Here is an 11,970-nt window from a genome sequence, read left to right on the forward strand (position 1 = left end):
CACGTCGCGAGCGGTGCTTGTGCGTCGAATCTCGGCCAGAACGTCCGGGCCAGCCGGGTTGTTCCAGTGTAGCGAAACGAGGCCATCATCAGTGAAGTTGCGACCTACCATTAGGTTGCAACTCTACCGATGTAGTCGCAACTTATCAAGAGAGGCCTGACCAGCGAGCAGACCTGAGCTCCAAGCACCCCAGTAGTCCGAAATTAAGCGGCCCCAGCCAAGTCATGTTGACTTGTGTGCCGACATCGCAGGCCAGCTACGTGAACTCGACGATCTGACCCACCCCAAGCTTTGGCAAATCGTTGGCCGACGACAAACTGCGAGAGGCCAGGCTTGCCGTCCGGCGTGATGGATCGAGGCTGGGACACGTAGCGCTTGATGGGAACGCCACCAAGCATTGGCGATTCCGATAGGCTGAACTCGCCGGCTCCAAGCTGCCGCGCGAACAACGTCACCGGGCGTCGCTTCTCGAAGATGCAATCCTTTCTACGTGCAGCAGTGACCTGGAGGCTTGGCAAACCGGGGCGTCCATGTACGGCCCGAAGGGAATCGTTGATCCCGAGTCAGCCGGCCAGCACTGCCTGGCACGCTACGGGCAGCGGTGCCTCGCAGGTCACGGTCTCGCCCGTGGCCGGGTGCTGGAACTGCAGCCGGCGCGCATGCAGGAACATGCGGTCGAACTTCGCCGCACCGCGGGCCAGCTCGCGGTTCTTGTCGAAGTCGCCGTACTTCGGGTCGCCGACGATGGCGTGACCCGCCTGCTGCAGGTGCACACGGATCTGGTGCGTGCGGCCGGTCTTGATGGTGACGTCCAGCAGGCTGAAGCGCGGCGTCCTCTGCACCACCTTGACGAGGCTGATGGACCGTTTGGCCTCGGCCTCGTCGGCCTTGCCGGGCCGCACCCAGCGCTCGCCGTCGCTGCCGACGAACTTCACCAGCGGCACGTCGATGACCTTGAGCTTCTCGGGCCAGTCGCCCCACACCAGCGCCGCGTAAGTCTTGCCGGTCTCGCGCTCACGCAACTGGTCCTGCAGGTGCACGAGCGCGCTGCGCTTCTTGGCGATCATCAGGAGGCCCGAGGTCTCCTTGTCGAGCCGGTGGACGAGTTCCAGGAACTTGGCCGTCGGCCGGGCGCGGCGCAGCGCCTCGATGACGCCGTAGCTGACGCCCGAGCCGCCGTGCACCGCCACGCCAGCCGGCTTGTCGATGACCAGCAGGTGGTCGTCCTCGAACACCACCGGGAACTCGCGCGCCGGCGCGGCGGGCGCCTCGGCCCGTTCAGGCACGCGCACCGGCGGGATGCGCACCTCGTCACCCAGTTCCAGCCGCGTGTCGGCGTGGGCGCGACCCTTGTTGACCCGCACCTCGCCGGCGCGGATGACGCGGTAGACATGGGTCTTGGGCACGCCTTTCAGCTCGCGCAGCAGGAAGTTGTCCAGCCGCTGGCCGGCCGATCCTTCGTCCACGATGACGCGCCGAACCGCGGGTTTGTCCGTACTCACAGTGGCTGTCAACCCCGTGGCAGAGGCCGCGGGGGCTGCCCCTATAATCCTTTTCACCACGTTGCTGCCGTAAGTGTTTGATTTTTCTGATTTTAGCGGCGGTAGCGCGGGGCTCGACGGGTTCGCCCTCGGGCCACAAACAGGCGATGCAACGCATCCTGCGTCCGGCAGGCGGCTTCCCCAAGTGAAGCAGCGGTTGGCGGCACGGTGCGGCAGAGCGATGACACCCGGAACCCTCCGGCCCTTCTTCACCCGCTTCGGTGCGCGAAGAGGACCGGATGCCAAACAAGGTTTTCACGGCGTGAGAACGAGCGGCTACCACCGCGAGCGCTCGCGCCAGCGTCCAGCAGTCCGTCGCGGATGAGCCCTCCCCTCCCCCACCCGCAGCGCCCGCCGGCGCGACCCCAGCCAGAAGCTGTGGTGGTCGCCCGGCCCGGCGCGTCTGTACGCGGCAAGGTCGAGACAGAGCTTTACCGTGATGTGGCCGCACGGTCGCATGCGCCAACGCTGCTCGGCGTCTGACCTCCGTCAGAAACCCGAGCGGTCCAGGGCACTCCTTCCACGGTTCCACGCTGTCGCTCGTGCGTCTTGAACGCCACCTCCGAGTGGCTTGACGTGGCGCGTTCCCGCACGGAACGCGCGAAGGAGTGATGACATGAAACGCATGCTGATCAATGCGACGCAGCCGGAAGAGCGGCGCCTCGCGATCGTCGATGGCCAGAAGCTGCTGGACTTCGAGACCGAAATCGAAGGCCGCGAGCAGCGCAAGGGCAACATCTACAAGGCCGTCGTGACGCGCGTCGAGCCGTCGCTCGAAGCCTGCTTCGTCGACTACGGCGAGGACCGCCACGGTTTCCTGCCGTTCAAGGAAATCTCGCGCCAGTTCTTCCGCGAAGGCACCGACGTCAAGAACGCGACCATCAAGGACGCGATCAAGGAAGGCCAGGAACTGCTGGTCCAGGTCGAGAAGGAAGAGCGCGGCAACAAGGGTGCGGCGCTGACCACCTTCGTGTCGCTGGCCGGCCGCTACCTGGTGCTGATGCCCAACAACCCGCGCGGCGGCGGCGTGTCGCGCCGCATCGAGGGCGAGGACCGCGAGGAGCTCAAGGAGAACCTCGACCAGCTCGAGTACCCCAAGGGCATGTCCCTGATCGCCCGCACCGCCGGCATCGGCCGCTCGGCGCCGGAGCTGCAGTGGGACTTGAACTACATGCTCAAGCTGTGGACCGCGATCGACGACGCGGCCAAGGGCGGCAAGGGTGCCTACCTGATCTACCAGGAGTCGTCGCTCGTGATCCGCGCGATCCGCGACTACTTCACCGCCGACATCGGCGAGATCCTGATCGACACGGACGACCTGTTCGAGCAGGCCCACCAGTTCATGAACCACGTGATGCCCGACCAGGGCCATCGCGTGAAGCGCTACCGTGACGATGCGCCGCTGTTCAGCCGCTTCCAGATCGAGCACCAGATCGAAACGGCCCACAGCCGCACGGTGAACCTGCCTTCCGGCGGCGCCATCGTCATCGACCACACCGAAGCGCTCGTCTCCGTCGACGTCAACTCCGCCCGCGCCACGCGCGGCGGCGACATCGAAGAGACCGCCACCCGCACCAACCTCGAAGCGGCCGACGAGATCGCCCGCCAGATGCGCCTGCGCGACCTGGGCGGCCTGATCGTCGTCGACTTCATCGACATGGAGGAGAGCAAGAACCGCCGTGACGTGGAACAGCGCCTGCGCGATGCGCTGCGCAGCGACCGCGCCCGCGTGCAGTTCGCCTCCATCAGCAAGTTCGGCCTGCTGGAAATGAGCCGCCAGCGCCTGCGCCCGGCGCTCAGCGAAGGCAACCACATCACCTGCCCGCGCTGCAACGGCACCGGCCACATCCGCGACACGGAATCGTCGGCGCTGCAAATCCTGCGCATGGTCCAGGAAGAGGCCATGAAGGACAACACCGCTGCCGTGCACGTGCAAGTGCCGGTGGAGGTCACGTCGTTCCTGCTGAACGAGAAGCGCACCGAGATCACCAAGATCGAACTCAAGCAGCGCGTGACCGTGCTGCTGGTGCCCAACAAGCACCTGGAGACGCCGAACTACAAGCTGGAGCGCCTGCGCCACGACGATCCGCGCCTGGAGAACCTGCAGGCCAGCTACACGATGATCGATGAGCCGACCGACGAGGTGGGCATCACGCGTCGTGGCGACGTCGAGAAGAAGAACAAGCAGGAGCCGGTCATCAAGGGCATCCTGCCCGAGCAGCCCGCCCCCGTGGCCGCCCCGGCCCCGGTCGTGGCCCCGCCGCCGCCGGCCCCCGCGCCTGCACCGGCGCCGGCCGTCGTGGCAGCTGCAGCGCCCAAGGGCTTCTTCAGCCGTCTGTTCAGCTTCTTCGGTGGTGGCGAGACCGCCGCGCCGGCACCGGCACCGGCCGTCGAGGCCCCCGCCCCGGCACCGGCTGCGACCGACAAGCCCAAGCGCGAAGGTGGCCGTGACGGCCGCCGCGACGGTGGCCGCGATGGCCGCCGCGGTGAGCGTGGCGAGCGCGGCCAGGGTGGCCGCCGTGACGGCAAGCCGCAGGAAGCCCGCGGTGAGCGCGCCGAGCGTGGCGATCGCGCCGAACGTGGCGACCGCAAGCCGCGCCCGGAAAACGGCGACAAGGCCGAACAGCAACAGCAGCGCCCCGAGCGCGCGGAGCGCGGCGAGCGTCAGGAACGCCCGGACCGCCAGGAGCGCGGTGAACGGGGCGAGCGTGGTGAACGCCGCCCGCGCGGCGAGCGCCAGGACAAGGCACCGGTCGAAGCCGCGCTGCCGCTGGCCGCCCCGCTGACGGAAGACCAGGCCGCCATCCACGACGCGCCGCCGGCCTTCGTCGACAGCCAGGCCGAAGCCGGCCTGCCGCCGACCGGTGACACGCCGGTGGGCGAGGAACGCCAGGGCCGTGGCCGCCGCCGCCGCCGTGGTGGCCGCGACCGTGGCGACGAGCAAGGCACGTCGACCGGCGAGGAAGCCCAGGCTGAAGGCGCCACCGACGCGCCTGCCGAAGGCGCCGCCGATGCCGTGGGCGCCGATGCCGCGCCTGCTGCGGAAGGCGACGACGCCGGCGAAGGCCCGGGCCGCGAAAGCCGCCGCCGTGGTGGCCGCAACCGCAACCGCAATCGCCGTGAGGAAGGCGCCGTTGACGGCCAGGAAGGCCAGGAAGCCCCGGCCGCCGAGGTCGCCGAGGCAGCCGCTGCTCAGCCGGTGCAGGGCTCGCTGATCGAGCATGCGATGGCCGCCACCATGCCGACGCCGGCTCCGGCACCGGTCGTGGCACCGCCGCCGCCCGCCCCCGAACCGGCGCCGGCCCCGTCCGTCGAGGCCTTCAAGCTGCCGATGGGCGAGTTGCAGGCCATCGCTGAAGGCGCCGGCCTGAGCTGGGTCAACTCCGACGCGGACAAGATCGCTGCCGCGCAGGCTGCCATCGCTGCCGAGCCCGCCCCGGCCCCGCTGGGCCGTGAACCGGCACCGGTGGTGGTGGTCGACGAGGGCCCGCTGGTGCTGGTCGAGACCCGCAAGGACCTGAGCCAGGTGAAGCTGCCCTTCGAGGCTTGATCACCGCCTGTTGAAGGCCCCCTGAACAACGCCGCCGGTCAAGAGCCGTGCGGCGTTTTTCTTTGTCAGAAGGTTTCCCAGTCGCCGGTGTCAGCGGCGGGCGCTGCGGCCTTGGGCGGCGGCGGGCTGGCGGGCGACGGTGACGCCACCGGGCGGGCTGCCGGCTTCTTGACGGCAGCGGGGCGGCTGGCGGGCCGCGGTGCCGATGCCGGCGCCGGGCGGGGTGCGCGATGCACCACGGCGGCAGGGCCGGCGCCCGGGACGCGGAAGCTGCTGACCACCTCGGCCAGCTTGGTGGCCTGCTCGCGCAGGCTGATTGCGGCGGCGGCGGACTCCTCGACCAGCGCGGCGTTCTGCTGCGTCATCTGATCCAGCTGATTGATCGCGCCATTGACCTGCGCGATGCCCGAGCTCTGCTCGCCGCTGGCCACGCTGATCTCGCCAATGATGTCGGTGACGCGCTGCACGCTGGTGACGATCTCGCCCATGGTCTCGCCGGCGGTGGCCACCAGCCGCGCACCAGATTCAACCTTGTCGACGCTGGTGCCGATCAGCGTCTTGATCTCCTTGGCTGCCTCGGCGCTGCGCTGCGCCAGGCTGCGCACCTCGCCGGCCACGACCGCGAAGCCGCGCCCCTGCTCGCCGGCACGCGCCGCTTCCACGGCGGCGTTCAGCGCCAGGATGTTGGTCTGGAAGGCGATGCCGTCGATGACGCCGATGATGTCGCTGATCTTCTTGGAGCTGGCGTTGATCTCGTCCATGGTCGAGACGACCTGGGACACGACCTCGCCGCCGCGCCGCGCCACCGCGGTGGCGGAGCTGACCAGCTGGTTGGCCGTGGTGGCGGAGTCGGCGGTGTTGCGCACCGTGCCGGTCAGTTGCTCCATGCTGGAGGCCGTCTGCTGCAGGTTGCTGGCCGTCTGTTCGGTGCGGCTGGACAGGTCGGTGTTGCCGGTCGCGATCTCGGAGGAGGCGGTGGCGATGCTGTCGGTGGCACTGCGCACGTTGCTGACCATGCGGGCCAGCGACGTGTTCATCTGCCCGAGCGTGTTGAGCAGCTCGCCGAACTCGTCGTTGCGGTCGGCGCTCATGCCCCGGGTCAGGTCACCGTCGGCGATGGCCTTGGCGAAGTCGACCGCCGACTGCAGCGGCTGGCGGATGGCGCGCACCAGCGCCGACGCCACGAACATGCCCAGGCCGATCACCACCAGCGCGCCGAGCGAGCTCCACAGGACCAGTCCCTTCTGCGCCTCGGCGGCGCTGGCCTGGGCCTGTTCGTTCTTGTCCTTCTGCAGCTTGACGAACTCGTCGATGGCCCCCAGGTAGGCCGCCACCGACGGGACGTACTCCTTCTGGATCACGGCCCTGGCGCCGTCCTGGTCGCCGGCGGCGCCGAGTTCCCGGGCCTTCTTGCTGGCGGCCAGCAGCACGCCGCCGTTGGCCAGGATCTTCTTCAGCTGGGCCTGGTCGGTGTCCGTCCTGGCCAGCTCGGTGATCCGCTCGCGCAGCTTGACCACGCGCGCCGTGTCGTTGGCCAGGTTCTCCTTGAACAGCTCGCCGACGCTCGCGTCGCTGCTGACTGCCGCCGCCATGCTGCGGGTCACGGCCGTCTCGGTCAGGCCTTTCCAGACGGCCGATTTCTCGATCAGGTCATAGCTCGCGTTGACGGCCGCCATGGCCTCGGAATAGACGCTGTTGGCGCGCTTGAGCGTGATGCCGGCGATCAGCAGCATGGCCGTCATCAGCAGCAGGATGGCGCCCCAGAGCTTGCTCGACACGCGCAGGTTGTTCAGGTTCATTTGTCTCGTCTCCGTCAGTCGGCGTCGGGCAGGACGCCCATGCACCGACCCCGCAGAATTGACGCGAACACGAACGCCGCATCACCCCGTTCTCACGACCACTGGGGTCGGCCCCCATGGCGCTGCACAAGGCAGCGCAACGACTGTCGCACGCACCGTCCGCGCGCGGTTGCCGCCTTTTGCCGGCCCGCGTCGCTTTTTCGCGCAGCATTTCGCGGTGGACCGGACCGGCCGGCCCGTGAGATACGCTTCGCCCTCGCTCCAAGACCGGACGCCGCGCAGCCACAAGCCCGCGGCGTCATCACATCCAGCGCCCAATCCCAAGGCCTCATGACGACCTCAGCCCTCCCCGACGCGGCCACCAGCGCCACGCGCCCCGCGGCCAAGATGCCGCCACAGATCCCCTACATCATCGGCAACGAGGGATGCGAGCGCTTCAGCTTCTACGGCATGCGCAACATCCTGACGGTGTTCATGATGACCAGCCTGCTGCTGGCCATCCCCGAGGACATGCGAAAGGCCGAGGCCAAGGAGGTGTTCCACACCTTCGTCATCGGCGTCTACTTCTTCCCGCTGCTGGGCGGCTGGCTGGCCGACCGCTTCTTCGGCAAGTACCCGACGATCTTCTGGTTGAGCCTCGTCTACTGCGCCGGCCACGCCTGCCTGGCGGTGTTCGAGAACAACATCAAGGGCTTCTACTTCGGCCTGTTCCTGATCTCGCTGGGCTCGGGCGGCATCAAGCCCCTGGTGACCAGCTTCGTCGGCGACCAGTTCGACAAGAGCAACAAGTCGCTGGCGCAGAAGGTGTACGACGCCTTCTACTGGATCATCAACTTCGGCAGCTTCTTCGCGTCGCTGCTGATGCCGGTGATGCTCAAGCAGTTCGGCGCCAGCGTGGCCTTCGGCCTGCCGGGCCTGCTGATGGGCGTGGCGACGCTGATCCTGTGGAGCGGCCGCAAGCAGTACGTGCACCAGCCGCCGCGCGGCGCCAACCCGCACAGCTTCCTGTGGGTGGTGTGGACGGCGCTGAAGTCCGGCGGGCTGGGCATGGGCGTGGCCGCCATCGGCGTGCTGCTGGCGGCCTTCAGCCTGAGCCAGATGGCCAGCCTGGGTTTCGTCGCCTCGGTGTGCCTCGCGCTGGTGCTGGTGATGGGCTTCGGCGGCGTGGGCGCGTCGCTGCAGCTCGACCGGGCCCGCGGCGTGCACCCGGACGAAGCTGTCGACGGCGTGCGCGCCGTGCTGCGCGTGCTGGTGCTGTTCGCGCTGGTCACGCCGTTCTGGTCGCTGTTCGACCAGAAGGCCTCCACCTGGGTGCTGCAGGCCGACCAGATGGCCAAGCCGGCCTGGTTCCAGTCCTCCATGATGCAGGCGCTGAACCCGGCGCTGGTGATGATCCTCATCCCGTTCAACAACCTCGTGCTGTACCCGATGCTGCAGCGCATGGGCCTGCGCGTGACGGCGCTGCGCCGCATGGGCGCGGGCATCGCGCTGGCGGGTGCGGCCTGGATCGTGGCCGGCGTGCTGCAGCTGTGGCTGGATGCCGGCGACGCGGTCAGCATCGTCTGGCAGATGCTGCCCTATGCGCTGCTGACACTGGGCGAGGTGCTGGTGTCGGCCACCGGGCTGGAGTTCGCCTACAGCCAGGCGCCGCTGTCCATGAAGGGCACCATCATGAGCTTCTGGAACCTGTCGGTGACGGTGGGCAACCTGTGGGTGCTGCTGTCCAACGTCAGCGTGAAGAGCCCCGGCGCGCTGGCGGCGATCAAGTCCACCGGCTACAGCGAGACGGCCTGCCTGATGTTCTTCTTCGCCGGCTTCGCGCTGGTGGCGGCGGCGCTGTTCGCGCTGGTCGCGCGGCGCTACCCGATGCAGGACAACTACCGCGGCTGACGCCGCGCGGGTGAAATTACCCACGCGGGCCACGCGCCGCGACGGCGCCTGCGCCCCTACGATGCCGCCGCGCTCCAGGCCCGGCGGCATCGCCGTTTCTGGCGCCCGCACGACCGCCGCCACGCCCATGACCGACGCCCGCCCCCACCGCCCCTATGTCGACCCGACCACGGTCGACGCCAACCCGCGCCCGCAGCCCCCGCAGGAGACACCGGCCTGGCAGCAGGCGTCCAAGCGCAGGCACAGCGGCTCGCCGCCGCCGCCCCCGCCACGGCACCGCGTGCGCCCCCCGGAGCCAACGGCGTCGGGGTACTTCACGCGCCACTGGCGCGGCGAGCTCAGCCTGGCGCGCAGCTACTGGGTCAACAACATGCTGCTGGCCACGCCGTTCGCGTTCGCGCTGACGGGGTTGATGAGCTGGATCAGCGTCAAGGGCGATTCGCTGCAGGTCAGTGCCGTCACGGTGCTGGTGGGCATGCCGCTGCTGGTGGCGCTGAACGTCTGGTGCCTGGTGGGCGCGTGGCGCGCCGCCACGCATTACCTGAGCGAGCAGGGCTCCAAGCTGTGGGGCTGGCTGGCGCGCGGCACGCTGGCGCTGGGCGCGCTGCAGCTGGCGCTGTCGGTGCTGCTGGGGCTGCTGCCCAACCTGGGCGAGTTCTGGCAGATGGCGCGCGGCATCGACCCGCTGGGCCAGGCCACGATCAGCCTGGCGCCCGACGGCCGCAGCGTGCGGCTGGAAGGCGTCATCGGCATGGGTGACGGCGAGCGGCTGGGCGCGCTGCTGGCCAGCGAGGCGGCCCGCGGCATCAAGCGCGTGGAGCTGGTGTCACCCGGCGGCCGCGTGCGCGAGGCCGAGCGCATGGCCAGCGCCCTGAAGAAGCACGGCCATGGCGCCCGCGCCGTCGGCACCTGCGCCAGCGCCTGCACGCTGGTGTTCCTGGGTGGCAACCCGCGCCATCTGGCGCCCGAGGGCCAGCTGGGCTTTCACCGCGCGTCCACCGGCACCTACAACCCGGTGTTCGAGGAACTGGCCAACCAGGAACTCGCCAAGAGCTACCGCGAACTGGGCTTGCCCGAGGTCATGATCGACAAGACGCTGGACACGCCATCGCGCGGCATGTGGTTCGTGCCGCGCAAGGACCTGGTGGCCCACCAGCTGATCGCGCCGTCGCCGCAGACGCTGGCCATCGCGCTGCCGGCGCCGGGCACGCCCGCCCCTCGCGCAGACATCGACGACGCGCTGCGCATGCACCCGGTCTGGGAGGCGCTGGAACGGCGCACGCTGGGCACCATCGACGCCGTCGCGCAGGGCATGTCGGCCGCCCGCACGGCCGGCGCCGCCGACGAGGACGTGCAGGCCGCCGCGCTGCGGCCGCTGGCCAAGCAGATGCCCGAGCTGCTGGGCGGCACCGACCCCATCCTGCGCCGCCGTTACGTGTCGCTGGTCGCCGACCAGCTGCGCGCGCTGCGCACGCCCGCCCGCCCCGGCGAGCGGCCCGCCTGCCGCGACCTGCTGGACGGCCGGCTGGCCGCGCGCAAGCAACTGCCCGTGGAGCTGCAGGCGCGCGAGGCGCAATGGCTGCTGGACGCCGCCGTCAGCGCGCCGCCGCGCTGGCTGCCCAAGCCCCCCAGCGCCATCGAGGTGGAAGTGGTGAGCCGCACCGTGGGCCCGGCGTCGCTGGGCATGCTGTCGCAGCTGTGGGCCGACATCCCGGACACGGCCGCAGGCAGCAGCGGCGCCTGCGAGCCCGTCATCGCGATGCTGGAACGCTTCGCCGCCCAGACGCCGGCGCGGCGCGACCTCGCCGAGCGCCTGGCCTTCCACCCACGCCGCTGAGCCGACCTGCACCGGCCTGCCCCCCTCAACTGTTCCTGGAGTTCCACGTGACCCTGCCCCTGTTCCGCCCCCGCCTCGCCGGCCTCGTTCTGGGCCTGCTGACCAGCGCCGTGCTGGCCGCCAAGCCCGCGGCCGAGCCGCCGCTGATGGACATGACGCCACGGCCCAATCAGCACCAGCGCCAGACCTTCGACATGCAGGCGCTGATGACCATGCGCATCGAGCCGCGCGCCGAGGCCACCGACGAGGAGAAGGCCCGCGCCGAGCAGGCCCAGACGGCCATGCCCATGACGATGAAGATGCGGCTGCAGCAGACGATGCGCACCGGCGGCCTGAAGGCCGACGGCTGGATGCCGCTGACGCTGGACCACCGCACGCTCGACATGGCGATGACCACCGCCACCGGCGTGCCGGTGCCCCTGCCCCCCTCCAAGGCCGGCAACATGACGATCACGGCCCGCTTCCATCCGCAGGAGTTGCGCTTCGAGCTGGACACCGTCCAGAGCCAGCAGCCGCTGGACGACAGCCTCAAGCCCATGATGAACAACCTGATGAACCAGGTGCTGGGCATGGCGCAGGCGATGCGCGGCAAGAAGCTGGTAGTCGGCGAGAGCTTCGAGCTGCCGCTGGATGCGGCGCTGCCCATGCCCGGCCCGGGACCCAACGGCGGCCAGCTCAAGGGCCAGCTGCGCTACACGCTGACCCGTCTCGACAAGGGCATCGCCTACTTCGACGTCGGCATGACGCTGGACATGAACGCCGCAGTCACGCCGCCGGCAGGCGCCTCGGCCCCGGCGGCCGGCCCGGTGAACATGAACGCCCAGGGCGGCGGCCAGGGCAAGTTCTCGATGCGGCTGGCCGACCGGCTGGCACTCACCAGCGACATGAGCATGCAGACGAAGATGACCATCAACGTCCCCAACGGCGATGTCGTCCGCATGGACATGGACATGACGATGAAGGGCCGCGGCGAGAGCCTGAAGCCCGCGGCCGCCAAGCGCTGAGCGCTGCTCAGGCGCGTTCGACGACGACGAAGGCGACGGCGTAGTCCTGCTCGTCGCTGACCGTCACGTGGGCGCTCAGGCCCTGCGCGGCGAACCACGCGGCCAGCTCGCCGTGCAGCGCCACCTCGGGCTTGCCGCTGCGCGCCTTGACGACCTCCATCGCGCGCCAGGTCATCGGCATGCGCATGCCCATCCCGATGGCCTTGGAGAACGCCTCCTTGGCCGCGAAGCGCGTGGCCAGGTAGGGCAGGAAACGCGGCTCGACGCCGCCGGCGGCATCGCTGACCAGCCATACCCAGCGGGCCAACGCAGCCAGGCGCGGCGCCGCATCACGCGCAGACCGCTGCAA

The 11,970-nt window shown here is 69.7% G+C and carries 7 protein-coding genes; 4 read left to right on the forward strand and 3 right to left on the reverse strand.

The features are described from left to right. Positions 1 to 563 precede the first annotated feature (563 nt). A complete protein-coding gene (locus AC1Q7O_RS21730) occupies positions 564 to 1,559 on the reverse strand; it encodes an RluA family pseudouridine synthase (RefSeq protein ID WP_492660607.1) in 996 nt (331 codons plus the stop codon). A 598-nt stretch (positions 1,560 to 2,157) separates the two neighbouring features. On the opposite strand from AC1Q7O_RS21730, the gene AC1Q7O_RS21735 reads away from it, so the two are divergent. After that, positions 2,158 to 5,091, forward strand: coding sequence for an Rne/Rng family ribonuclease (locus AC1Q7O_RS21735; RefSeq protein ID WP_492660548.1), 2,934 nt, complete (start codon positions 2,158 to 2,160; stop codon positions 5,089 to 5,091). 65 nt (positions 5,092 to 5,156) lie between these two features. Here AC1Q7O_RS21735 and AC1Q7O_RS21740 read toward each other — a convergent pair whose 3' ends face one another. Further along, entirely contained in the window at positions 5,157 to 6,890 is a 1,734-nt protein-coding gene (locus tag AC1Q7O_RS21740; protein WP_492660547.1) for a methyl-accepting chemotaxis protein, read from the reverse strand. A 330-nt stretch (positions 6,891 to 7,220) separates the two neighbouring features. Here AC1Q7O_RS21740 and AC1Q7O_RS21745 point away from each other — a divergent pair, with 330 nt between their 5' ends. The 3 genes from AC1Q7O_RS21745 to AC1Q7O_RS21755 all read left to right on the forward strand — a co-directional run bounded on the left by AC1Q7O_RS21745 (position 7,221) and on the right by AC1Q7O_RS21755 (position 11,621). Next, on the forward strand, positions 7,221 to 8,780 hold the full coding sequence (locus AC1Q7O_RS21745; protein WP_492660546.1) for a POT-type proton-dependent oligopeptide transporter: 1,560 nt from the start codon (positions 7,221 to 7,223) through the stop codon (positions 8,778 to 8,780). Positions 8,781 to 8,907: 127 nt separating this feature from the next. Further along, the gene (locus tag AC1Q7O_RS21750; RefSeq protein WP_492660545.1) at positions 8,908 to 10,617 is read left to right on the forward strand and encodes a COG3904 family protein; all 1,710 of its coding nucleotides are present in this window, start codon (positions 8,908 to 8,910) and stop codon (positions 10,615 to 10,617) included. 47 nt (positions 10,618 to 10,664) lie between these two features. After that, positions 10,665 to 11,621, forward strand: coding sequence for a hypothetical protein (locus AC1Q7O_RS21755; protein WP_492660544.1), 957 nt, complete (start codon positions 10,665 to 10,667; stop codon positions 11,619 to 11,621). Positions 11,622 to 11,628: 7 nt separating this feature from the next. Here AC1Q7O_RS21755 and acpS read toward each other — a convergent pair whose 3' ends face one another. Further along, positions 11,629 to 11,970, reverse strand: coding sequence for a holo-ACP synthase (gene acpS, locus AC1Q7O_RS21760; RefSeq protein ID WP_492660543.1), 342 nt, complete (start codon positions 11,968 to 11,970; stop codon positions 11,629 to 11,631).

Source organism: Roseateles sp. GW823-FHT07B05 (genome assembly GCF_058794515.1).